The sequence below is a fragment of the Pseudomonas sp. HN8-3 genome (assembly GCF_020790195.1).
GTDB lineage: Bacteria > Pseudomonadota > Gammaproteobacteria > Pseudomonadales > Pseudomonadaceae > Aquipseudomonas > Aquipseudomonas synxantha_A.
Window position 1 is genome coordinate 5,645,071 of the sequence record NZ_CP086206.1, and the last position, 24,190, is coordinate 5,669,260.

22 protein-coding genes are annotated in these 24,190 nt (G+C 60.4%); 13 read left to right on the top strand and 9 right to left on the bottom strand.

Features of this window, described 5'->3' with window-relative positions; translation table 11 throughout:
- Positions 1-9: 9 nt before the first annotated feature.
- Complete coding sequence (gene mtgA, locus LJX92_RS25270) at positions 10-732, top strand: monofunctional biosynthetic peptidoglycan transglycosylase (RefSeq protein WP_228309085.1); 723 nt, start codon at positions 10-12, stop codon at positions 730-732.
- Positions 733-863: 131 nt separating this feature from the next.
- On the opposite strand, the gene rpoH is transcribed toward mtgA, so the two are convergent.
- From rpoH to ftsY, 4 genes are all read right to left on the bottom strand, one after another.
- Complete coding sequence (rpoH, locus tag LJX92_RS25275; RefSeq protein ID WP_003176698.1) at positions 864-1,718, bottom strand: RNA polymerase sigma factor RpoH; 855 nt, start codon at positions 1,716-1,718, stop codon at positions 864-866.
- A 130-nt stretch (positions 1,719-1,848) separates the two neighbouring features.
- Entirely contained in the window at positions 1,849-2,871 is a 1,023-nt protein-coding gene (gene ftsX / locus LJX92_RS25280; protein WP_005792287.1) for a permease-like cell division protein FtsX, read from the bottom strand.
- Positions 2,868-3,539, bottom strand: a complete 672-nt coding sequence (gene ftsE / locus LJX92_RS25285; protein WP_003213784.1) for a cell division ATP-binding protein FtsE — start codon at positions 3,537-3,539, stop codon at positions 2,868-2,870. The genes ftsX and ftsE overlap by 4 nt, the downstream gene beginning before the upstream one ends.
- A complete protein-coding gene (ftsY, locus tag LJX92_RS25290; protein WP_005792288.1) occupies positions 3,536-4,930 on the bottom strand; it encodes a signal recognition particle-docking protein FtsY in 1,395 nt (464 codons plus the stop codon). The genes ftsE and ftsY overlap by 4 nt, the downstream gene beginning before the upstream one ends.
- A gap of 338 nt (positions 4,931-5,268) precedes the next feature.
- Here ftsY and LJX92_RS25295 point away from each other — a divergent pair, with 338 nt between their 5' ends.
- Genes LJX92_RS25295 through LJX92_RS25310 form a run of 4 tightly spaced genes read left to right on the top strand, consistent with a single transcriptional unit; the run spans position 5,269 to position 9,771 of the window.
- Positions 5,269-6,624, top strand: a complete 1,356-nt coding sequence (locus LJX92_RS25295; RefSeq protein WP_005792289.1) for a M16 family metallopeptidase — start codon at positions 5,269-5,271, stop codon at positions 6,622-6,624.
- Positions 6,617-8,107 carry a M16 family metallopeptidase gene (locus LJX92_RS25300; protein WP_078822563.1) on the top strand — a complete coding sequence of 497 codons (1,491 nt, stop codon included), beginning with the start codon at positions 6,617-6,619 and terminating at the stop codon, positions 8,105-8,107. Before LJX92_RS25295 ends, LJX92_RS25300 begins: the two co-directional genes overlap by 8 nt.
- Entirely contained in the window at positions 8,107-8,724 is a 618-nt protein-coding gene (rsmD, locus tag LJX92_RS25305; RefSeq protein ID WP_228309086.1) for a 16S rRNA (guanine(966)-N(2))-methyltransferase RsmD, read from the top strand. The genes LJX92_RS25300 and rsmD overlap by 1 nt, the downstream gene beginning before the upstream one ends.
- Before the next feature lie 51 nt (positions 8,725-8,775).
- Positions 8,776-9,771, top strand: coding sequence for a hydrolase (locus LJX92_RS25310; RefSeq protein ID WP_032878905.1), 996 nt, complete (start codon positions 8,776-8,778; stop codon positions 9,769-9,771).
- 135 nt (positions 9,772-9,906) lie between these two features.
- On the opposite strand, the gene LJX92_RS25315 is transcribed toward LJX92_RS25310, so the two are convergent.
- Together LJX92_RS25315 and LJX92_RS25320 are read right to left on the bottom strand one after the other, a co-directional pair.
- The gene (locus LJX92_RS25315; RefSeq protein ID WP_032878904.1) at positions 9,907-10,761 is read right to left on the bottom strand and encodes a sulfurtransferase; all 855 of its coding nucleotides are present in this window, start codon (positions 10,759-10,761) and stop codon (positions 9,907-9,909) included.
- A gap of 33 nt (positions 10,762-10,794) precedes the next feature.
- Positions 10,795-11,466: a TetR/AcrR family transcriptional regulator gene (locus LJX92_RS25320; RefSeq protein ID WP_005792294.1), complete on the bottom strand. Its 672-nt coding sequence runs from the start codon at positions 11,464-11,466 to the stop codon at positions 10,795-10,797.
- Between the two features lie 146 nt (positions 11,467-11,612).
- Between LJX92_RS25320 and LJX92_RS25325 the strand changes: the two genes are divergently transcribed.
- The 5 genes from LJX92_RS25325 (at position 11,613) to LJX92_RS25345 (ending at position 16,185) form a co-directional block, all read left to right on the top strand.
- Positions 11,613-13,040, top strand: a complete 1,428-nt coding sequence (locus LJX92_RS25325) for a coniferyl aldehyde dehydrogenase (RefSeq protein ID WP_032878902.1) — start codon at positions 11,613-11,615, stop codon at positions 13,038-13,040.
- Positions 13,041-13,069: 29 nt separating this feature from the next.
- The gene (locus tag LJX92_RS25330; protein WP_005792296.1) at positions 13,070-13,615 is read left to right on the top strand and encodes a hypothetical protein; all 546 of its coding nucleotides are present in this window, start codon (positions 13,070-13,072) and stop codon (positions 13,613-13,615) included.
- A 37-nt stretch (positions 13,616-13,652) separates the two neighbouring features.
- Entirely contained in the window at positions 13,653-15,248 is a 1,596-nt protein-coding gene (locus tag LJX92_RS25335) for a GMC family oxidoreductase (protein WP_228309087.1), read from the top strand.
- Between the two features lie 103 nt (positions 15,249-15,351).
- Positions 15,352-15,831 carry a pantetheine-phosphate adenylyltransferase gene (coaD, locus tag LJX92_RS25340; protein ID WP_003195136.1) on the top strand — a complete coding sequence of 160 codons (480 nt, stop codon included), beginning with the start codon at positions 15,352-15,354 and terminating at the stop codon, positions 15,829-15,831.
- Between the two features lie 102 nt (positions 15,832-15,933).
- On the top strand, positions 15,934-16,185 hold the full coding sequence (locus tag LJX92_RS25345; protein ID WP_003195146.1) for a YfhL family 4Fe-4S dicluster ferredoxin: 252 nt from the start codon (positions 15,934-15,936) through the stop codon (positions 16,183-16,185).
- Positions 16,186-16,308: 123 nt separating this feature from the next.
- On the opposite strand, the gene mutM is transcribed toward LJX92_RS25345, so the two are convergent.
- The gene (gene mutM / locus LJX92_RS25350; protein WP_005792299.1) at positions 16,309-17,121 is read right to left on the bottom strand and encodes a bifunctional DNA-formamidopyrimidine glycosylase/DNA-(apurinic or apyrimidinic site) lyase; all 813 of its coding nucleotides are present in this window, start codon (positions 17,119-17,121) and stop codon (positions 16,309-16,311) included.
- A gap of 21 nt (positions 17,122-17,142) precedes the next feature.
- Complete coding sequence (locus LJX92_RS25355; RefSeq protein ID WP_177464458.1) at positions 17,143-17,955, bottom strand: HDOD domain-containing protein; 813 nt, start codon at positions 17,953-17,955, stop codon at positions 17,143-17,145.
- 277 nt (positions 17,956-18,232) lie between these two features.
- Between LJX92_RS25355 and LJX92_RS25360 the strand changes: the two genes are divergently transcribed.
- The 3 genes from LJX92_RS25360 (at position 18,233) to ilvD (ending at position 22,842) form a co-directional block, all read left to right on the top strand.
- Positions 18,233-19,429 (top strand): class I SAM-dependent rRNA methyltransferase, encoded by a 1,197-nt coding sequence (locus LJX92_RS25360; RefSeq protein WP_005792302.1) that lies wholly within the window; start codon positions 18,233-18,235, stop codon positions 19,427-19,429.
- Positions 19,430-19,571: 142 nt separating this feature from the next.
- Positions 19,572-20,762, top strand: coding sequence for an MFS transporter (locus LJX92_RS25365; protein WP_032878899.1), 1,191 nt, complete (start codon positions 19,572-19,574; stop codon positions 20,760-20,762).
- A 238-nt stretch (positions 20,763-21,000) separates the two neighbouring features.
- Positions 21,001-22,842: a dihydroxy-acid dehydratase gene (ilvD, locus tag LJX92_RS25370; protein ID WP_003195159.1), complete on the top strand. Its 1,842-nt coding sequence runs from the start codon at positions 21,001-21,003 to the stop codon at positions 22,840-22,842.
- Between the two features lie 189 nt (positions 22,843-23,031).
- On the opposite strand, the gene LJX92_RS25375 is transcribed toward ilvD, so the two are convergent.
- The gene (locus LJX92_RS25375; protein WP_228309088.1) at positions 23,032-24,093 is read right to left on the bottom strand and encodes a haloacid dehalogenase-like hydrolase; all 1,062 of its coding nucleotides are present in this window, start codon (positions 24,091-24,093) and stop codon (positions 23,032-23,034) included.
- Positions 24,094-24,190 lie beyond the last annotated feature (97 nt).

Sequence of the window (24,190 nt, forward strand, 5' to 3'; positions counted from 1 at the left end):
GCCATCTCTATGCTGCGTGTCCTCTTCAAACGCTTTCTCAACGTCGTGAAATGGTTCGCCATCGGCAGTGTGTTGCTGGTGCTGCTGTTTCGTGTGGTCCCGCCCCCGTTTACCGCGTTGATGGTGGAGCGCAAGGTCGAGTCCTGGATCGACGGCGAACCCATTGACCTGCAACGCAGCTGGGTACCGTGGGATGAAATCAGCGATGACCTCAAAGTGGCGGTGATGGCCGGTGAAGACCAGCGCTTCCCGCAACATTGGGGCTTTGATTTTGGCGCGATCCAGGCCGCGATCCTGCACAACGAACGCGGCGGCTCGATTCGCGGCGCCAGTACGCTGAGCCAGCAAGTGTCGAAAAACCTGTTCCTGTGGGCCGGCCGCAGCTATTTGCGCAAGGGCCTGGAAGCGTGGTTCACCGGGTTGATCGAGGTGCTGTGGCCCAAGGAGCGGATTCTTGAGGTGTACCTCAACAGCGTGGAATGGGATGAAGGCGTATTCGGCGCAGAGGCGGCGGCGCGGCACCATTTTGGCGTGAGCGCCAAGGGGCTTTCGCGGCAACAGGCCAGCTATCTGGCGGCGGTGTTGCCTAATCCAAGGGTATGGAGTGCCAGTCATCCGACCGCGTATGTGGCCAGGCGAGCGGCTTGGATTCGCCAGCAGATGAGTCAATTAGGTGGCGCTGGATACCTGACTGAGCTGAACAACTCTCGAAAAGCCCCCTGGTCCAACTGACACAACACAAAACAAATGTGGGAGGGGGCTTGCTCCCGATAGCGATAGATCAGTCACTTTGATGTTGACTGACACTCTGCTATCGGGAGCAAGCCCCCTCCCACATTTTCAAACTAGCATTGCCAGCTAAATTAGGCGGCGATCGACAACTTCAGCTTGTTCATCGCGCTTTTCTCAAGCTGACGAATCCGCTCGGCCGACACGTTGTACTTCTGCGCCAGGTCATGCAGCGTGGCTTTCTCTTCTGCCAGCCAGCGCTGGTAGAGAATGTCACGGCTGCGGTCGTCCAGCACTTCCAGCGCTTCGTGCAGGTTGTGGTTGGAATTGTCACTCCAGTCGGCGTCTTCCAGTTGACGCGCCGGGTCGTACCGGTGGTCTTCCAGGTAGTTGGCAGGCGATTGGAAGGCGCTGTCGTCATCCGCTTCGGCGGCTGGGTCAAAGGCCATGTCATGGCCGGTCAGGCGGCTTTCCATCTCGCGCACTTCACGAGGCTCCACACCGAGGCTTTCAGCCACGCGGTGGACTTCCTCGTTGTTCAGCCACGCCAGGCGTTTCTTCTGGCTGCGCAGGTTGAAGAACAGTTTGCGCTGGGCCTTGGTGGTCGCGACTTTCACGATGCGCCAGTTGCGCAGGATGAACTCGTGGATTTCCGCCTTGATCCAGTGCACGGCGAACGACACCAGGCGCACACCCATTTCAGGGTTGAAGCGCTTTACAGCCTTCATCAGGCCAACGTTGCCTTCCTGAATCAGGTCAGCCTGGGCCAGGCCGTAGCCACTATAGCTACGGGCGATATGTACAACAAAACGCAGGTGGGCGAGCACCATCTGCCGAGCCGCCCCCAAATCCTGCTCATAGTAGAGACTCTCGGCCAGTTCACGCTCCTGCTCGGGCGTCAGCAATGGAATGCTGTTGACCGTGTGCACATAAGCCTCCAGGTTCGCACCCGGGACCAAGGCATAAGCAGGTTGCAAAGAAGTGGTCATACGAAAAAACCTCCGACTCACATAACTCGTGCAGTTCAGCACTGCGAAAATTGACCTGGGAACCGTAGGACAAGTTCCCTAAACCACTGATACGGTCAATACAAACGAAACCACATTAATCTGGCATTAACTACTTCGGCGCCAGTTCACGTAAATGCCGTGCTACCGCAATCCAGGCACCGATATACCCCAACAACACCGCGCCAAGCAAGAGACTCAGACCATCGGCTACCGGCACCCCGGCCAGGGCAAAATCACTGCCATACAAACCCGCCAGCCCGACAACCGCGTCGTTCAACCAATTCAGGCCAAACGCCAGCACGCCCCAGGACAAGACCCCGGCACCCAGGCCATAAAGCGCGCCCATGTACAGGAAAGGACGGCGTACATAGCTGTCCGTGCCGCCGACCAGTTTAATCACTTCTATCTCGGTGCGACGGTTTTCAATATGAAGACGAATGGTATTACCTATCACCAAAAGTAATGCAGACACTAATAACACCGTCAGGCCGAACACAAAGCGGTCACCCAGCTTGAGGATCGCGGCCAGGCGCTCTACCCAGACTAGATCAAGTTGGGCCTGTTGCACCTTGGGCATCTCTGCGAGTTTTTGTCGCAGGGCCTCCAGCGCCGGCTTGTCGACCTCGTTCGGCGTCACCAGCACCACGCCCGGCAGCGGGTTCTGCGGCAGCTCCTTGAGCGCCTCGCCCAGGCCGGACTGCTGCTGGAATTCTTCAAGGGCTTGATCGCGGCTGATGTATTCGGCATCCGCTACGCCCGGAATGTTCTTGATGTCGTCGCGTAGCGCTTCGCCGTCCTTGCTGCTGGTGTCCAGGTTCAGGTACAGCGATATCTGCGCCGCCCGCTGCCAGGAACCGCCGAGGCGTTCCACATTATTAAGCAGCAGCGACAAGCCCATCGGCAGGCTCAAGGCTACGGCCATGACCAGGCAGGTGAAAAAGCTGCCGATCGGCTGTTTGCCCAGGCGACGCAGGCTGTCAAGCAGGCTGGCGCGATGGCTTTCGATCCAGGCGTGCAGCAAGGTGCCGAAGTCCGGGCCGTCGTCTTCGTCACGCTTTTTCTTCGGCGGTTGCGGATCGGCAGGCTTGGGTGCCACGCGTTCGGATACTTTGGGGCTACGGGTAGCACTCATACGCCAGCCTCCCCATCACCGATCAAGCGGCCACGTTGCAAGGTCAACATGCGATGGCGCATACGGGCGATCAGGGCCAGGTCGTGGCTGGCGATCAATACGCTGGTGCCCAGCCGATTGATGTCTTCGAACACCCCCATGATCTCGGCCGCCAGGCGCGGGTCGAGGTTGCCGGTGGGTTCGTCCGCCAGCAGCAAGGCCGGACGGTGGACGATGGCGCGGGCAATACCGACGCGCTGTTGCTGGCCGGTGGACAGGTCCCCCGGGTAAAGGTCGGTCTTGTCCGACAATGCCACGCGCTCCAGCGCCGAATCCACGCGCTTGACGATTTCGGCTTTGGACAGCCCGAGAATCTGCAGCGGCAGCGCGATGTTGTTGAACACCGTGCGATCGAACAGCAGCTGGTGATTCTGGAACACCACGCCGATCTGGCGGCGTAGAAACGGAATTTGCGCATTGCTGATGGTAGCCAGGTCCTGGCCCGCCAGCAGCAACTTGCCGGTGGTCGGGCGCTCCATGGCGAGTAACAGGCGCAACAGCGTGCTTTTGCCAGCGCCCGAGTGACCGGTGACAAACAAGAACTCGCCGCGACGCACTCGAAAGCTCAGCTCATGCAAGCCCACATGCCCGTTGGCATAGCGTTTACCGACCTGTTCGAATCGAATCATGAACGCTCCCGCTCGGCAAACAGTGCCTGTACAAAGGGCTCGGCTTCAAAGGTGCGCAGGTCGTCGATACCTTCACCGACACCGATATAACGAATCGGCAACCCGAACTGTTTAGCCAGGGCGAAAATCACCCCGCCCTTGGCCGTGCCGTCGAGCTTAGTCAATGCCAGGCCGGTCAGCTGCACCGTCTGGTTGAATTGTTTGGCCTGGCTGATGGCGTTCTGACCAGTACCGGCGTCGAGCACCAGCAAGACTTCATGCGGCGCATCGGCGTCGAGCTTGCTGATCACACGGCGCACTTTCTTCAGCTCTTCCATCAGGTTGTCTTTGGTGTGCAGGCGCCCGGCGGTATCGGCGATCAACACGTCGATATTACGCGCCTTGGCGGCCTGCACGGCATCGAAGATCACCGAAGCGGAGTCGGCGCCGGTGTGCTGGGCGATCACCGGGATCTTGTTGCGCTCGCCCCATACCTGCAACTGCTCGACGGCGGCGGCACGGAAGGTGTCACCGGCGGCGAGCATGACTTTCTTGCCCTCGCCCTGCAGCTTCTTGGCCAGCTTGCCGATGGTGGTGGTTTTGCCCGCGCCGTTGACGCCGACCACCAGGATCACGAACGGCTTGTTCGGGGTGATCACCAGCGGCGCTTCCACGGGCTTGAGCATTGCAGCCAGTTCGGCCTGCAAGGATTTGTACAACGCATCGGCGTCGGTCAGTTGCTTGCGCGCGACCTTCTGAGTCAGGCTCTGGATGATCACGGCAGTGGCTTCGACACCCACGTCGGCGGTGAGCAGGCGGGTTTCGATGTCTTCCAGCAGTTCATCATCAATGACCTTCTTGCCCAGAAACAGGCTGGCCATACCTTCGCCGATGCTGGCGCTGGTCTTGCTCAGACCCTGCTTGAGGCGGGCGAAAAAGCCGCTCTTGCTGGTTTCGGCAGGCGCGACAGGCTCTTCGATCACCGCAGGCGCGGCAACGACAGCAGGCACTTCAACCGGGATTTCGACCGCTGGCGGCGTCTGGACCACTACCTCTACCGGTGGCGCCACCGGAATGGGCGGCGTCACGTGTTCAGCCTGCACATCTTCAACCAGTGCCACCGGCTCTTCGGCTACCGGTAGCGCAAGCCACGGTTTGTGCTCGGGCTCGGGCTCCGGCTCGGGTTCTGCCTCGACCACCGGCTGCAATACCGGCTCCGCGATGGGCAACACCACCGGCGCCGGCGTCTCGGCAACCGGCTCGGCTTCTACTATAGGCTCTGGAATAGGCTCAGCTTGAACCTGCGGCTGTTCGACGACGGTTTCCTGCGGCTTTTTGCGCAGCCATCCGAACAGGCCTTTTTTCTCGCCAGCCGCAGCTGGGCTCTTCTTGTCGTCGTTGGAACCAAACATGGAGGACGGCTATCTCAAAGTAGCGATGCGCCAGGGCGCCTCGGTAAATAAATTCGATGCAGAACAGACTGCTTTAACGCCCGCTTGTTCATGCGCAACATTTTGTAAGGCGTAAATAAGTGCCTTGGCAAATCGTTTCAATATGGGACTGAAGCGATAAAATCGGCGAAACGTGGAAGATTGTCGGGGAAAAACGCCAACTACTCCAACTTTCCTACGACTGAACCCAGGACTAGATGACGACCGCAGTGGCCGTCCCTAAATCGGATCAGTATCCTAGCACCTCCTCGCCCGCCGACGCTAAGACCAAGCGGGCAGCCCAACAGGTTAAAAAACGAATGAATGCTCTAGCCCGCCGCGCCGCAGGCCTGCTGCTCAGCACAGTTTGTCTGCCCCTTTCAGCCTTCGCTGCCGACCCACAACCCACTCATGAATTCACTCTGGATAACGGCCTTAAAGTGGTCGTGCGCGAAGACCATCGCGCGCCAGTGGTGGTTTCCCAAGTCTGGTACAAGGTTGGTTCAAGCTACGAAACCCCAGGCCAGACCGGTTTGTCCCACGCCCTTGAACACATGATGTTCAAAGGCAGCGCCAAGGTCGGCCCCGGCGAAGCCTCGCTGATCCTGCGTGACCTGGGCGCCGAAGAAAACGCGTTCACCAGCGATGACTACACCGCGTATTACCAGGTGCTGGCCCGCGACCGCCTGGGCGTGGCCTTTGAGCTGGAAGCCGACCGCATGGCCAGCCTGCGCCTGCCCGCCGACGAGTTCAGCCGCGAAATCGAGGTAATCAAGGAAGAACGCCGCCTGCGCACCGACGACAACCCGATGTCCAAGGCCTACGAGCGCTTCAAGGCCATGGCCTTCCCGGCCAGCGGCTACCACACGCCGACCATCGGCTGGATGGCTGACCTTGAGCGCATGAAGGTCGAGGAGCTGCGCCACTGGTACCAATCCTGGTATGTGCCCAACAACGCCACCCTGGTAGTGGTCGGCGATGTGACCCCGGACGAGGTGAAAAGCCTGGCCCAGCGTTACTTCGGCCCGATCCCCAAGCGTGATGTGCCACCGGCGAAGATCCCGCTGGAGCTGGCCGAACCCGGCGAGCGCCTGCTGACCCTGCGGGTGCAGACCCAACTGCCAAGCGTGTTCCTGGGCTTCAACGTACCGGGCCTGGCCACCGCCGAAGACAAACGCTCGGTGCAAGCCTTGCGCCTGATCTCGGCCCTGCTGGACGGCGGCTACAGTGCACGTATCTCCGAGCAACTGGAACGTGGTGAGGAGCTGGTATCCGCCGCGTCCACCAACTACGACGCCTATACCCGTGGCGATACGTTGTTCATGCTCTCGGCCACGCCCAACCAGCAGAAACAAAAGACCGTCGCCCAAGCCGAAGCCGGCCTGTGGCGCCTGCTTGATGAGTTGAAAGCCAAGCCGCCGACCGCTGAAGAACTGGAGCGCATCCGGGCCCAGGTCATCGCCGGCCTGGTGTACCAGCGTGACTCCATCACCAGCCAGGCCACTGCCATCGGCTCCCTGGAAACCGTCGGCCTGTCCTGGAAGCTGATGGACACCGAACTGGCTGACCTGCAAAGCGTGACGCCAGAAGATATCCAGAAAGCCGCGCGCACCTATTTCACCCGCGAACGTCTGAGCGTCGCCCATGTATTGCCTGAGGAGACCGCTCATGAGTGATCGTAAAAGCAGCCGCCTGATCCTGCCCAGCCTGATCGCAGTCACCCTGGTTGCGGCCAGTGCCGTGTATTTCCTGCGCCCGAGCGAGTCGGTCGCCAGCCAGGCTCTGGAAAAGGCCCAATCGGCCAGCACCCTGCAGTCGCTGGCGGAACTGGACGGCAAGGCGCCAACCAACCGCAAGCTCGATGTGCAAACCTGGACCACCGCCGAAGGCGCCAAGGTGCTGTTTGTCGAAGCCCATGAACTGCCGATGTTCGATATGCGCATCCTGTTCGCCGCCGGCAGCAGCCAGGATGGCGACACACCGGGCCTGGCGCTGATGACCAACGCCATGCTCAACGAAGGCGTGCCGGGCAAGGATGTCAGCCAGATCGCCAGTGGCTTTGAGGGCCTCGGCGCCGACTTCGGCAATGGTGCCTACCGCGACATGGCGCTGGTCACCCTGCGCAGCCTCAGCGACAGCGATAAGCGCACCGCAGCCCTGGCACTGTTCGACCAGGTTATTGGCCAACCGACGTTCCCGGCAGACTCCCTGGCGCGGATCAAGAACCAGATCCTGGCCGGCTTCGAGTATCAGAAGCAGAACCCCGCCAAGCTGGCGAGCATCGAACTGTTCAAACGCCTGTACGGCGATCACCCTTACGCGCACCCGAGCGAAGGCACCCCCGAGAGTGTGCCGAAGATCACCCTGGCGCAGTTGAAGGCATTCCACGCCAAAGCCTACGCGGCGGGTAATGCTGTGATTGCGGTGGTCGGCGACCTGACTCGCGCTGAGGCCGAGGCCATGACGGCCAAAGTGTCGGCCTCGCTGCCCAAAGGGCCCGCCATGGCCAAGATCGCTCAACCGACCGAGCCAAAAGCCGGCCTGAGCCGTATCGAGTTTCCCTCCAAGCAAACCCACCTGCTGTTTGCGCAATTGGGCATCGACCGCGCCGATCCGGACTACGCAGCTCTGTCCCTGGGCAACCAGATCCTTGGCGGCGGTGGCTTCGGCACCCGTTTGATGAGCGAAGTGCGCGAGAAACGCGGCCTGACCTACGGCGTGTACTCCGGTTTCTCGCCAATGCAGGTGCGCGGCCCGTTCATGATCAACTTGCAGACCCGCGCCGAAATGAGCGGCGGCACCCTGCGCCTGGTTGAGGATGTACTGGCTGACTACCTCAAGAACGGCCCCACGCAAAAAGAACTGGACGACGCCAAGCGCGAACTGGCCGGCAGCTTCCCGCTGTCCACCGCGAGCAACGCCGATATTGTCGGGCAACTGGGCGCCATGGGTTTTTACAACCTGCCGCTGAGCTATCTGGAAGATTTCATGAAACAATCCCAGGCCCTGACCGTAGAGCAGGTCAAGGCTGCAATGAACAAACACTTGAGCGCCGACAAGATGGTCATCGTGACCGCCGGCCCGACGATTGCGCAAAAGCCACTACCGCCCCCCACTGATAAACCTGCCGAGCAGCCGCTCGGGGTTCCGGAGCATTAATGGCCAGTTCATCTCGCCCGAAAAAACCTGTCCACAACGTGCATAACGGTGTGGGCCAACTGCGCATCATTGGCGGTGAATGGGGCAGCCGCAAGCTGAGCTTCCCCGACGTCGTAGGCCTGCGCCCGACGCCGGATCGCGTGCGTGAAACCCTGTTCAACTGGCTTGCGCCATACATCGGCGGGGCCAAGGTGCTGGACCCGTTCGCCGGCAGTGGCGCGCTGTTCCTGGAGGCGCTGTCGCGTGGCGCGGCCCAGGGCCAGGCGTTGGATGCCAGTAATGTGGCGGTGTCCAGCCTCAAGGAACACCTGGGCACGCTGCGTTGCACCACCGGCCAGGTGCAGACGGTCGACGCGCTGCGCTACCTGGAAACCCAGGCGGTGACTGAATACGACGTGGTGTTCCTCGACCCGCCGTTCAACCAGAACCTGCTGCCGACTGTGTGTGCTTTGCTCGAAGAGCGCCAGTGGCTGGCACCGGATGCCTGGATCTACACTGAAAGCGAGACCGCGCCATCAACGCTCGGCCTGCCGGGCAGTTGGCGCCTGCATCGGGAGCAAAAGTCCGGGCGGGTGTATTACGCGTTGTGGCATCGCCTGGTCGAAAACGCCTCTTAACCTGTGGCAGGGGAGCTTGCCACGGCGAGCTCACTGGCTACCGAGAGTTTCATGACCCCCTCTTCCGATCTGTTCAAACCCGCCTTCGGCCTCGGCAACCCTCACCTGCAAACACTGTGGGGGCCGCTGTTGCGCCCAACGACCCATATCGAACGCCAACGCGAACGTCTATGGCTGGAAGACGGCGACTTCCTCGACCTCGACTGGCATGGCCCCCATGACCTGCACGCACCGTTGGTACTGGTGCTGCATGGACTGACCGGTTCGTCCAATTCGCCCTATGTGGCCGGCCTGCAACAAGCCCTCGCCGGCCAAGGTTGGGCCAGCGTTGCGTTGAACTGGCGCGGCTGCTCGGGCGAGCCCAACCTTCTGGCGCGCAGTTATCACTCCGGGGCCAGCGAAGACCTGGCCGCGGCGATTGCCCATCTGCGCGCCAAACGGCCACTGGCACCGCTGTATGCCGTGGGGTATTCCCTGGGCGGCAATGTGTTGCTCAAGCACTTGGGCGAAACCGGCGTGACTTCGGGGCTGCAAGGCGCGGCGGCGGTCTCGGTACCGTTTCGCCTGGACCAATGCGCTGATCGCATCGGTCTGGGGTTTTCGCGGATCTACCAGAAGCACTTCATGCGCGAGATGCTGGCGTACATTCGCGTAAAGCAACGCCAGTTTTTGCAAGATGGACGTGAGGAAGGACTGAAAACCCTGGAGGCACTGGGCTCCCTGGAGAAGATGCGCACGTTCTGGGACTTCGATGGGCGAGTGACTGCGCCGTTGCATGGCTTCTTGAGTGCTGAGGATTACTATCGCCGCGCATCCAGTCGCTACTACCTGGGCGATATCCGCACACCAACACTGATCATCCAGGCCGCCGATGATCCGTTTGTGTTTGCTCATAGCCTGCCGGAAGCGAGTGAGCTGTCGGAGTGCACCGAGTTTGAATTGCTGACAAAGGGTGGGCATGTGGGCTTTGTGGAGGGTTCACTGAAACGTCCCGGCTATTACTTGGAACGCCGCATCCCACAGTGGTTACTGACACAACGCAGTTAAAAATGTGGGAGGGGCGGTGCGACGATTCGACTTGCCCCCGATAGCGGTGGATCAGTTACAGATACTGAGACTGACACACTGCAATCGGGGGCAAGCCCCCTCCCACATTTTGATTGGGTTTACAGGGCCAATTGCTCAGTCGCCTGTTGCAATTTCCCGCGCCGGATCCGTAATCCACTCACTCCACGACCCCGCATACAACTTGCCCAACGGATATCCCGCCAACGCCAGGGCAAACAGGTTATGGCATGCCGTCACCCCCGAACCGCAGTACGCCACCAACTCCTGCGGCGGGCGCCCCTGCAACTGCGCAGCAAAGCGTTGCTTGAGCTGCTCGGCCGGCAGGAAGCGCCCGTCACTGCCCAGGTTTTCATTGAATGCTGCGCACTGCGCGCCGGGAATATGCCCGGCAATCGGGTCTATGGGCTCTACTTCGCCACGAAAACGCGGCTGGGCGCGGGCGTCGATCAAGGTCAGGCCGGGCTGACCCAGGCGTTTTTGCAAATGCTCGGCATCCAGCACCAACCGATTATCCGGCGTACCAGTGAAGGTGCCCGGCTCGGTCACCGGCGCATCCAGGCTCAAGGGGAAACCGGCGCTGTGCCAGGCCTTGAGGCCACCATCGAGAATAAACACCCCATCACGCTTGCCCAGCCAGGCCAGCAGCCACCAGGCACGGGCGGCATAGGCACCGGGGCCGTCGTCATACAGCACCACATCGGTGTCGGCACTGATGCCCCAGGCCCGTAGCTGCTTGGCGAACGTGTCTGCTGCTGGCAAAGGATGACGACCCGTCACGCCCTTGGTTACCGGACCGCTGAGGTGGCGCTCCAGGTCGGCGTATTGCGCGCCCTCGATATGCCCTTCGGTGTAGCTGCACAGGCCGTAATCCGGGTCTTCCAGGGCAAAGCGGCAATCCAGGATCACCAGCCCTGCCGACTTCTGGCGCTCGGCCAATTGCGGGGGGCTGATCAGTTGGGCAAGCGGCATGACTGACTCCTGTGAATACAAAGGGGAAAGGTCTTACTTCACTTCTTCCAGTGCCTGGTTCAGGGGCACGTAAAATTCCTTGAACAACGCATCCACCGCTTCTTTGGCCTGGGGCGTGACAAACCCCGCCTCCAACACCAGCACCTGGTACACCCCGCGCTTGATCGCCTCGGCGCTCAGGTGGGTGGACTTTTCGTTGGTGGTGCACAGGAACCGCACCCAGGAGGTCAGGATGATCCAGGCATTCAGGGTCAGGGCTTCGGTTTGCACCGGGTCCATATTCAGAATGCCGGCATCGACAAACCCCTGGTAAATGGCACCGCCCTGGATCAGGCAACGCTGGGAAAACCGCCGATAGCCCGTGGCCAGTTCCGGATCGCTCTCCAGCAGATGTTCGAGGTCGCGGTGCAGGAAACGATAGCGCCACATGCCCGCCAGCACGGCTTGCAGATAAAAGCGCTTGTCCTCCACCACCATCGTGCGCCCCTGGGGCGGGCGCAGGAAACTGTCCACCAGGGCTTCATATTCGCGAAACAGCACGGCGATGATCGCCTGCTTGTTGGGGAAGTGGTAGTACAGGTTGCCCGGAGAAATCTCCATATGGGCGGCGATATGGTTGGTGCTGACACTGCGCTCGCCCTGCTGGTTAAAAAGCTCCAGGCTGGTTTGCACAATGCGCTCGCTGGTCTTTACTCGTGGTGCCATGGGGGATCAGCTTCCAAACACGGGATGGGGCATCTTACGGCCTATGCCGGCCAGGTTAAATCTGGATGTTACTGCAATGTTATTTGACAATTTAGAGCAATAACTCTAAAAATCCAGGCAGACCTATAACAATCGGGAACTGCGCCATGTCTGCCAACGTTGCCTACCTGCAAGATGCCCAGGCCTTGGACCACCTCCAGGAGCTGTTCGAAGCCCAGCGTCGCGCCTACGCCGCCAACCCGATGCCACCGGCTGCGCAACGCCAACAATGGCTCAAGGCCCTGCGCGATGTGCTCAGCGACGAACGCCAGGCGCTGATCACTGCGATCAGCCAGGACTTCAGCCATCGCAGCGCAGACGAAACCCTGTTCGCCGAATTGATGCCCAGCCTGCATGGCATTCACTATGCCAGCAAACACCTCAAGGGCTGGATGAAACCCTCCCGCCGCGCTGTAGGCATTGCCTTCCAGCCCGCCTCGGCCAAAGTCATTTATCAACCGTTGGGCGTCGTCGGCGTCATCGTGCCGTGGAACTACCCGTTGTATCTGGCTATCGGCCCGTTGGTCGGGGCTTTGGCCGCCGGCAACCGGGTGATGCTCAAGCTCAGCGAGTCCACACCGGCCACCGGCGAACTGCTCAAGGCGCTGCTGGCCAGGATCTTTCCCGAGGACCTGGTGTGCGTGGTGCTGGGCGAAGCCGAAGTGGGCATGGCGTTTTCCAAATTGCGCTTCGATCACCTGCTGTTTACCGGTGCCACCAGCATTGGTAAACACGTGATGCGTGCGGCGGCCGAAAACCTCACGCCGGTCACCCTGGAACTGGGCGGCAAGTCGCCAGCCATCGTCTCGGCCGATGTACCGCTCAAGGACGCCGCCGAGCGCATCGCCTTCGGCAAAGCCTTGAATGCCGGGCAAACCTGTGTGGCGCCAGACTATGTGCTGGTGCCGGAGGACCGCGTCGCAGGGTTTGTCGAGGCGTATTCCAAGGCCGTACGTGGGTTTTATCCGACCCTGGCCGACAACCCGGACTACACCGCCATCATCAACGAGCGGCAACTGGCCCGGCTCAATGCCTACGCCAAGGACGCCACCGACAAGGGCGCCACCCTGGTCCCACTGTACGAGCAAGGCCAGGCTCGACGTATGGCCCACAGCCTGCTGCTGAATGTCAGCGACGACATGACAGTCATGCAGGACGAGATTTTCGGCCCGCTCTTGCCCATCGTGCCGTATCGCGGCCTTGACCAAGCCTTTGCCTACATCAACCAGCGTCCACGCCCACTGGCCCTGTACTACTTCGGCTACAACAAGAACGAGCAGGAGCGTGTGCTTCACGAAACCCATTCCGGCGGCGTATGCCTGAACGACACCTTGCTGCACGTAGCCCAGGACGACATGCCATTTGGTGGCATCGGCCCGTCGGGCATGGGCCATTACCACGGCCATGAAGGCTTCCTGACATTCAGCAAGGCCAAGGGCGTGCTGGTTAAACAGCGCCTGAACGCGGCGAAGTTGATCTACCCCCCTTACGGCAAATCGATTCAGAAATTGATCCAGAAGTTGTTTATCCGCTGATAACCGTCACCTTCAGGACGATAAAAACAATGAACCCCAGCCTGAACGATTCACCCGCACTGTCTCGGCGCGGCGTCTTGAAAATCGGCCTGTGCGCCAGCGCTTTCCTCGCCACGGCCGGGCTTGGCGCCAGTCTCAGCGGTTGCTCCAGCAGTACGCCGGCCAGCGGCTTCGCGATGTTGCGCGCCAGTGATTTGCCGTTCTTGCGCGCGGTGATCCCAGTGCTGCTGGAGGGTGCGGCCAGCGCCGAGACAGTGGTCGCAGGCATTGAAGACACCCTGAAAAAACTCGATTACAGCCTGCAAAACTTGTCGCCGGAGATGTTCAAGCTCACCCAGCAGTTATTCGACGTGCTGGGCATGGGCATCACCCGCGGCCCGCTGACCGGTATCTGGGGCAGTTGGGAAAATGCCAGCAGCGAGCAGATCCGCAACTTCCTGCACCGCTGGGAAAACAGCTACCTGAACCTGCTGCGCATGGGACAGGGCTCGCTGCTCAAGTTGGTGATCATGGCCTGGTATTTTCGGCCCGCCTCCTGGGCCCATTGCGGTTATCCCGGCCCACCGAAGATCTGATTCGCATCCCTCACAATAAAAACCAGAGACGACCCTGATGCCCGTACCCGATCTGTTCCGCGATGGCCTGGCCCGTGGCTGGAAAACCCACAATGGCGCCGCCCTCGACAACGACCTGACCCTGGAAGCCGATGTAGCCATTATTGGCAGCGGTGCCGGTGGTGGCACCACCGCAGAGATCCTCAGCGCCGCTGGCTACAAGGTGTTGCTGATCGAAGAGGGCCCACTCAAGACCAGCAGTGACTTCAAGCTGCTCGAAGACGAAGCCTACGCCAGCCTCTACCAGGAAGGCATCGGCCGCATGAGCAAGGACGGCGCCATCACCATCCTGCAAGGCCGGGCGGTGGGCGGCACCACCTTGATCAACTGGACCTCCAGCTTTCGTACACCCGACGCCACCCTCGCCCACTGGGCCAGCGAATACGCGGTGAAGGGCCACAGCAGCACCGAGATGGCGCCCTGGTTCGAAAAAATGGAGCAGCGCCTGGGCATCGCACCCTGGGCGCTTCCACCGAATGCCAACAACGATGTGATCCGCAAAGGCTGCGAAAAGCTTGGCTACAGCTGGCATGTGATCCCGCGCAATGTGCGCGGCTGCTTCAACCTGGGTTATTGCGGCATGGGTTGCCCGGTGAACGCCAAACAATCGATGCTGGTGACGACTATCCCCTCCACCCTGGAGAAAGGCGGCGAACTGCTGTACCTCGCCCGCGCCGAGCAGCTCAAATACAGCGGCGACACCATCAGCAGCCTGGAATGCGTGGCCATGGACGAGCGCTGCGTGGCGCCGACCGGGCGCAAGATCACCGTAAAAGCCAGGCATTACGTGCTGTCGGGCGGCGGTATCAATAGCCCGGCCCTGCTGATGCGCTCGGACGCGCCCGACCCGCATTCGCGGCTGGGCAAGCGGACCTTCTTGCACCTGGTCAACTTCTCGGCGGGGCTGTTCGACGAAGTGATCAACCCGTTCTACGGTGCGCCGCAATCGATTTACTCCGACCATTTCCAATGGCAGGACGGCACTACCGGCAAAATGTCCTACAAGCTCGAAGCGCCACCCTTACACCCAGGATTGGCCAGCACCTTGTTTGGCGGTTACGGCAAACAGAACGCGTTGGACATGAACCAACTGCCTCACACCCACGCCATGCTCGCCCTGCTGCGCGACGGCTTTCACCCCGACAGCCCGGGCGGCAGCGTGGATTTACGCGGCGATGGCACACCCGTGCTCGATTATCAGGTTTCGCCCTACGCCTGGGACGGCCTGCGCCGGGCCTTCCACAGCATGACCGAGATTCAGTTCGCGGCAGGGGCCAAATCGGTCAAGCCTTTGCATCACGACGCACGGTACGTGAACAGCCTGGCCGAAGCGCGCAGCATGATTGACGGTTTGAACCTGGAGTTGCACCGCACAACCCTTGGCAGCGCCCATGTGATGGGCGGCTGTGCCATGGGCGAAGATCCGAAGCATGCGGTAACCGACAGCCTCGGTCGCCACCACCAACTGCGTAACCTGTCGATTCATGACGGCTCGCTGTTTCCTACCAGCATCGGGGCAAATCCCCAGTTGTCGGTGTATGGATTGAGCGCCCAACTGGCGTCAGCCTTGGCCGAACGTCTGAAAACAGCGTGAAAAACCGTTCGATTCACGGCATTTATCTACGTAAGTCGACTTGGCCGACCGGGATGGCTGCGATACCATCCGGTTCCCCAACGGACTCCGCCAGGACGACGCGATGAACCGAGTGTTGTACCCAGGTACCTTCGACCCGATTACCAAAGGCCATGGCGATCTGGTCGAACGCGCCTCTCGCCTGTTCGACCATGTGATCATCGCGGTCGCAGCCAGCCCCAAGAAAAACCCGCTGTTTCCCCTGGAACAACGTGTGGAGCTGGCGCAAGAGGTCACCAAGCACCTGCCGAATGTGGAAGTAGTGGGCTTTTCGACATTGCTGGCGCATTTCGCCAAGGAGCAGAACGCCAATGTGTTCTTGCGCGGCTTGCGGGCGGTGTCGGATTTCGAATACGAATTCCAACTGGCCAACATGAACCGCCAACTGGCGCCGGACGTGGAAAGCCTGTTCCTCACACCGTCGGAGCGTTATTCGTTCATTTCCTCGACGTTAGTTCGTGAAATTGCTGCTTTGGGCGGAGATATCACCAAGTTCGTGCATCCTGCCGTGGCGGACGCACTGACATTGCGCTTCAAGAAGTAAGACCGCTCAATCGGTGCCTGCTCGCACTGCGGGCGCCAATGCGGCACAATTGCGCGCATTAGTTTTCAGATGCCTTGGCAGAGTGCCCTGGCAGGAGTTTCCATGTCCCTGATCATCACCGACGATTGCATCAACTGCGACGTCTGCGAACCCGAGTGCCCGAACGCCGCCATTTCCCAGGGCGAAGAGATCTACGTGATCGACCCCAACCTGTGCACCCAGTGCGTCGGCCACTACGACGAACCGCAGTGCCAGCAGGTTTGCCCGGTTGATTGCATCCCGCTGGATGAAGCGCACCCAGAGACTGAAGAGCAGTTGATGGAGAAGTACCGCAAGATTACCGGTAAGGCCTGAGTTTTTTAGTGCCTGTGAGGGCCTCATCGGGGGCAAGCCCCCTCCCACATTTTGAATGTGTTCACAAATCAAAGTGTGGGAGGGGGCTTGCCCCCGATGACAATCTCAGCCATCACAAAGCTATCAGCTCTGACACTTGGGGCAAAACACACTCGCCCGCTGCCCCAGCACCACATTGCGCAACTCGCTCCCGCAGACCTTGCACGCCTCGCCGCCACGGCCATACACGAACAGTTCCTGCTGGAAATACCCCGGCTGCCCATCACCGCCGATAAAGTCGCGCAGCGTGGTGCCGCCCCGCTCGATAGCGGCGGCCAGCACCCGTTTGATCTCAATCGCCAGCTTCAAATAGCGCCCGCGTGAAATGCCACCGGCGGCACGCCGCGGGTCAATACCCGCCGCAAACAGCGCTTCCGTCGCATAGATATTGCCCACGCCCACCACCACCGCGTTGTCCATGATGAACGGCTTCACCGCCATGGACTTGCCGCGTGACAGCTGGAACAAACGCTCGCCATCAAACAGCTCGGTCAACGGCTCCGGGCCCAGACGCAGCAGCAGTTCGTGGTTGTGCGGATCCTGGCTCCAGAGCATCGCGCCGAAACGCCGAGGGTCGGTGTAGCGCAGGGCCATCCCCGACTCCAACTCGATATCCACATGTTCATGCTTGGCCGCGGGCATACCGACCTCAACCAGACGCAGGTTGCCCGACATACCCAAGTGACTGATCAAGGTGCCCACTTCGGCATTGATCAACAGGTACTTAGCCCGCCGTTCCACCAGCACGATGCGCTGGCCAGACAGGCGCACATCCAGGTCTTCCGGGATCGGCCAGCGCAGGCGCCGCTCACGCACCACCACGCGACTGACGCGTTGGCCTTCCAGGTGCGGGGCAATGCCGCGTCGGGTGGTTTCGACTTCAGGTAACTCGGGCATGTGTACCTCTTGAATGACGGTTCAGTGCGCACCCAGTTCGCGGATCGACAACTTCAGGCTTTCGAAGTCGTAATCCGACAGGCCCACGTAATCCAGCACCAGGTGCCCGATTGCATTCCACTCATGGTCCACCGCCTGGCTCCCCAGTACGCGAAACGACGAACAGATATGCTCGGCCATCTTCAAGATAGCCAGCAGGTTCTTGAGCTGCGGGTTGCGCGACGACTCATCACTGAAAATCGCCAGAGCGTTGTGGTGATTGGCGATGGCGTCGGTGACATGCTCCGGCAGGCGCCAGGACTTGGCGGTGTAGTAGCCGACCACTGCATGGTTGGTGTGGAACGCGTTGTTTTCGGTGTCGACCACGCGGCAATCCGGGCCGGCGTTGGCGTAAGCCTGTTCCAGCACGGACATGTAGTTGGGAAAACGCTTGAGCATCAACGGTACGCCGCAATCGTGGAACAGGCCCAGGGCATAGGCTTCGTCGACGGTTTGCGAGCCGGTGCGCTTGGCCAGCGTGAGGCAGGTCATGGCCACATCCTGGGCGGTGTCCCAGAAACGGTTGAGGGTAACGATGGTGTCGTCGCTCATCTCGCCCTTGATCGACTGCGCGTTGATCAAGTTGATGATCGAGCGGCTGCCCAACAGGTTTACCGCACGCTGGATCGATGCAATTTTGTTGCTCAGGCCGTAATACGGCGAATTGACGATCTTCAGCAGCGCACCAGACAAGCCCGGGTCCTGGGAGATCAACCGTGCGATCACTTCCAGGTCCGGGTCGGGCATGTACTGCTCCATCTGCAAATCCACCATGATTTGCGGTTGGGGCGGCACGCTGATGCCTTGCAGGGCCTGTTGAATCTGCTCGGCGGAAAGCTCTTGGGACATAAATACACACTCTGGACTAGGCGCGAATTCTACCCCTTATGCAGCCGTGACCGACACCCAAAAACCCAAGTGAAACCCGATCGAATGTGGGAGCTGGCTTGCCTGCGATAGCATTACCACCGTACGTCTGATACACCGCACCGCCCGCATCGCAGGCAAGCCAGCTCCCACATGAAAGAGTGCGCAAAGGGTATACTCCCGCTCTTTTTTCCGGAGCGACGTCATGTCCCTGCCAAGCCTGCGTCTCAAAGCCAACGCCGATCGTCGTTTGCGCAACGGCCACCTGTGGGTCTACAGCAACGAAATCGACGTGGCCGCCACCCCACTTCACGGCTTCCAGGCAGGCGACCAGGCTATCCTGGAAGCAGCCGGCGGCAAGACCCTGGGCATCGTGGCCATGAGCCCGAACAACCTGATCTGCGCCCGCCTGCTGTCGCGCGACATCAAGTTGCCGCTGGACAAGTCGCTGCTGGTGCACCGCCTCAACGTCGCGCTGTCCCTGCGTGATCGCCTGTTCGACAAGCCGTTCTACCGCCTGGTCTACGGTGATTCCGACCTGCTGCCGGGCCTGGTGGTCGACCGTTTCGGCGACATCCTGGTGGTGCAGATCGCTTCGGCGACCATGGAAGCGCATAAAGAAGACGTGATCGCGGCCCTCACCCAGGTGCTCAAGCCCAGCGGCATCCTGTTCAAGAATGACTCCGCCGCACGCGACGCCGAGGGCCTCAACCGCTACGTCGAAACGGTTTTCGGCCTGGTGCCGGAGTGGGTGGCGCTGGAAGAGAACGGCGTGAAATTCGAAGCCCCGGTGATCCAGGGCCAGAAAACCGGCTGGTTCTACGACCACCGCATGAACCGCGCCCGCCTGGCCCCGTATGCCAAAGGCAAGCGCGTGCTCGACCTGTACAGCTACATCGGCGGCTGGGGCGTGCAAGCTGCAGCCTTTGGCGCCAGTGAAGTGTTCTGCGTCGACGCTTCGGCCTTCGCCCTCGACGGCGTAGAGCGCAACGCCGCGCTGAACGGCTTTGCCGAGAAGATGACCTGCATCGAAGGCGACGTCTTTGAAGCGTTGAAAGAACTGAAAGCCAGCGAAGAGCGCTTCGACGTGATCGTCGCCGATCCACCGGCCTTCATCAAACGCAAAAAAGACATGAAGAATGGCGAAGGCGCCTACCGCCGCCTCAACGAGCAAGCCATGCGCCTGCTCAGCAAGGACGGCATCCTGGTCAGCGCTTCGTGCTCGATGCACCTGCCGGAAGACGATCTGCAAAACATCCTGCTGACCAGCGCCCGTCACCTGGATCGCAATATCCAGATGCTCGAACGCGGCGGCCAGGGCCCGGACCACCCGGTGCATCCGGCGATTGTCGAGACGCGGTATATCAAGAGCATTACTTGTCGCTTGCTGCCTAATAGCTGACAGCGGGATGCTCCCCGTAGGAACAGTCAACGACTGATCCTACGGGCCTTTCAGCTGTTTCCCACTGCCATTTCCATTGACTTCCCTTGCCGTCACACCGACTCTCCTCCCCCCAGCAAGGAAGGGTAGAGCGGTCCGGTTGATGCCTATTAGTACAGCCACACCAAACAAGTCATATTTCATCGTACTGTTGATGACCATGACCCTGCTCGCAGTCTTCCCCCTCGACGTAGTCCTGCCGTCCTTTCCCGCCCTCTCCAATCACTTTGGCCACACGCCTTCAGAAATCGCCCAGTCCGTCAGTATTTTTGCCATTGGCCTGGCCGTCTCGTTACTGCTGATAGGCCCGTTGTCTGACATGTTCGGCCGCAAAAAACTGCTGCTGGCAGGTATTGCCTTATCGGCGCTGGGTGCAGCCGGTTGTTTGCTGGCCCCGGATTTCAATTGGTTTATCGGCTTTCGCGTGGTTCAGGCCGTAGGGTGCGGGGCGTTTGCCCTGTCGCAGGCGCTTATCCAGGACTTGTTTACAGGACGGGAGCTGCAACGGATTCGAATCTGGATGACCACCGCCGGCGGAGTGTTCATCTCAAGCTCGCCACTGATGGGCACCTGGCTGCAAATTTATGGCGGATGGCAGGCGAGTTTTTACGTGTTTATCGTGTTAGCCACAGTGGTGTGGCTCTGGTCCGCACGCCTGCTGCACGACTCGCGCAGCAGCCATCGCCCTTCACCGCTACAGTTCTTCAACGGCTATTGGCTGCTGTTTTCCGACCTCCGTTTCGTCAGCTATTGGTTGATTTCCGCCCTGGCCTTTGCCTGCCATTTCTCGTTTATCGTGATGTCGCCCCTGATCTTCATGGAGCGCTTGAACCTGTCGACGTATCAATTCGCCTGGGCATTGCTGCTATATGGCGCGGCCTACGTCTGCGGCGGAGTGATTGCCAGTATCCTGCATCGCAAAATGGACGCCGACCGGCAAATCAACACTGGCCTGTTGCTGATCACTGTTTCAGGTCTGGTCATGCTCTGGCTGGCCTGGCAGTTCGGCCTGTCGGCCGCCACGGTGCTGATCCCGATGTTGATCTGCACAGCCGGCACCACCATCTGTCGACCCATCGCCAACTCCAAGGCCATGAGCCTCTACCCGCAACTGGCTGGCACGGCGACCTCTGCCGGTAGCTTGCTGATTTTCATGTGCGGCGGCCTGATCAGCCTGGTGATCAACCTGGCCACCGCCAACCTGACCACCGCGCTAGCCCTGTGCTTTCTAACCCTGAGTGCCGCCGGGCTCGCCCTGAATGCGCTGATCAAGCAGCGCCCACATGTCCTGTAGCGGCTATCTTCAAGGTTACGGCCATTCCCTCCAGCCGCCAGCGGTGTAGAATCGGCCCTATTCATCGCCAGTCATCCCCCGGCGGGTTTATGAGCTCGAGGCCCAAGCAAGCGGCGATCCCGCGATGCGAGTGGCAACTTCCGGACACACGGCCATTTTTCGGGTGTTCCAGTCGTCAATTAGAAGCTCACTCCCCTTTGCACCTGATTAATAAGTGATTAGCCGCCCGGAGTGCTCCATGCCAGATTACCGCTCGAAAACATCCACCCACGGCCGCAACATGGCCGGCGCCCGCGCACTGTGGCGTGCCACGGGGATGAAGGATGACGACTTCAAGAAGCCGATCATCGCGATTGCCAACTCCTTTACCCAGTTCGTACCGGGCCATGTCCACCTCAAGGACCTGGGCCAACTGGTCGCCCGCGAGATCGAACGGGCCGGCGGCGTGGCCAAGGAATTCAACACCATTGCCGTGGACGACGGCATCGCCATGGGCCATGACGGCATGCTGTATTCCCTGCCGAGCCGCGAGATCATCGCCGACTCCGTGGAGTACATGGTCAACGCCCACTGCGCCGACGCCATCGTGTGCATCTCCAACTGCGACAAGATCACCCCCGGCATGTTGATGGCTGCCTTGCGCCTGAACATCCCGGTGATCTTCGTCTCCGGCGGCCCGATGGAAGCCGGCAAGACCAAGCTCGCGTCCCACGGACTCGACCTGGTCGACGCCATGGTGATCGCCGCCGATTCCAGCGCTTCTGACGAGAAGGTCGCGGAATACGAGCGCAGCGCCTGCCCGACCTGCGGTTCGTGCTCCGGCATGTTCACCGCCAACTCGATGAACTGCCTGGTAGAAGCCTTAGGTCTCGCCTTGCCGGGTAACGGTTCCACACTGGCCACCCACAGCGACCGCGAGCAACTGTTCCTGCAAGCCGGCCGCACCATCGTCGAGCTGTGCAAGCGTTACTACGGTGAGAACGATGAGTCGGTGTTGCCGCGCAATATCGCCAACTTCAAGGCGTTCGAAAACGCCATGACCCTGGACATCGCCATGGGCGGTTCCACCAACACCATCCTGCATTTGCTGGCTGCCGCCCAGGAAGCCGAGATCGACTTCGACCTGCGCGACATTGACCGCCTGTCCCGCCACGTGCCGCAACTGTGCAAGGTCGCGCCGAACATCCAGAAGTACCACATGGAAGACGTGCACCGCGCCGGCGGGATCTTCTCAATCCTCGGTTCCCTGGCCCGTGGCGGCCTGCTGCACACTGACCTGCCGACCGTGCACAGCAAGTCGATCGCCGAAGGCATCGCCAAATGGGACATCACCCAGACTGACGACGAAGCCGTGCACACCTTCTTCAAGGCCGGCCCGGCCGGCATCCCGACCCAGACCGCATTCAGCCAGTCGACCCGTTGGGATACGCTGGATGACGACCGTGAAAACGGCTGCATCCGCAGTGTCGAGCACGCCTACTCCCAGGAAGGCGGCCTGGCCGTGCTGTACGGCAACATCGCCCTCGACGGCTGCGTGGTGAAAACGGCAGGTGTGGATGAATCCATCCACGTTTTCGAAGGCCGCGCCAAGATCTACGAAAGCCAGGACAGCTCGGTGCGCGGCATCCTCGCTGACGAAGTCAAGGAAGGCGACATCGTGATCATCCGCTACGAAGGCCCCAAGGGCGGCCCGGGTATGCAGGAGATGCTCTACCCCACGTCCTATCTGAAATCCAAGGGCCTGGGCAAAGCCTGTGCGCTGCTGACCGACGGGCGTTTCTCCGGTGGGACTTCGGGCCTGTCCATCGGCCACGCTTCCCCGGAAGCCGCTGCCGGTGGCGCGATTGGCCTGGTGCAGGATGGCGACAAGGTGCTGATCGACATTCCGAACCGCTCGATCAACCTGTTGATCAGCGATGAAGAACTGGCGGCACGCCGGGTTGAGCAGGACAAAAAGGGTTGGAAGCCGGTAGAAAAACGCCCGCGAAAAGTCACTACTGCGTTGAAGGCTTACGCATTGTTGGCCACCAGTGCCGACAAGGGTGCTGTACGTAACAAGGCAATGCTCGACGGCCTGTAAGCCCCGCGCATCAAAATGCCCCGCCAGGTGCGGGGCATTTTTTTGCCTGGAGATAACCCTAGGAACAATGAAAGTCAAAATGTGGGAGGGGGCTTGCCCCGATGACGGTATTTCAGTTAGTCAATTTGTAGCTGACTCACCGCTATCGGGGGCAAGCCCCCTCCCACATTTTTGACCGCATTCAGTCTGTTATTGAATGTCCTCGGGCTTGACGATCACCCAGTTCTTGTCCGCCGTCACCGGCAGCCCTTCCTTGGCTTGAACCGCCGCGTGCTTGGCGATCATGCCGTTGAGCTGGGTCATGTACTTGTCTTTACGGTTGATCCACAAATGGATGCCACCCTTGGCCACCTCCACATCGTGGAACAGCATGTAACCGTCGCTGGTGGGGGTATCACCGCCGACGATCACCGGCTTTTTCCACTCGTCGATGTAGGTGAGGATCGCCGCGTGCTTGCCGGCCATCCAGGTCGCCGGGGTCCACAGGTAGGGCGTCAGCTCCAGGCCGAGGTTGGCCTTCTCGTCATATTTGCCCGCGGTGATCTGCTTGCGTGCGGTGGTCAACTCGCCGGTCTTGCGGTCCTTGAGCATCGTGGTCACGCCGATGACGTTCTCGGGCTTTACGTTGTAGCCGTACTTCGGATCGGCCGCGACCATGCGCACCAGTTCCTCGGACGCGGCGGTCATCACATACACCTCGATGCCGTTTTCCATCAGTTTGTTGTAGAGCTCGGCCTGGCCAGTGAAGACTTTCGGTGGCTGTATCTCGGTTTTTTTCACCACGTCGCCTTCAAAATAGCTGACGGGTACGGGCTTGCCGGAGGCCATCAGCTCGTCGACCTGCACCTTGAGTTCCTTGAGGGTGAAGCCGGAAAAAATCTGCGCAACCCAGGGGTAGCAGACCATGTCGTCGACTTCGCACAGGCGGTAGTAGTAGCTGAACAGACTTTCCTTATGGTCGGCGGTGTCTTTGAAGGGGATAAGCTTGAGCGATGGGTCCATGGTTTCGCGGGTGATCAGGCCCTTGTTTTCCATGTACGGCAGCAGCGACTCTTCAAGGTCGTAGCGGTAGCTGGTGTTGTCCATGTCGAACACCGCATAGTTACCCTTGTTGGCGTTGGCGGCGATCATTTCGTTGAGTTGCTGGGCGGCCGGTGCCGGCCAATGTTTCAACTCGGTGGCGGCAAACGCCTGGCTGGCGAGTCCGAGGCAAAAGGCTGCGGATAAGAGTAGTTTCGGCGCGAGCTTCATAGGCGTTGTCTCCCTCAAGTGAAAGACATCGACGCTAACAAATCCCTGTGACACTTATCACCCGAGCGCGACGGCTTTGGTTCTGATTCCGCCACGG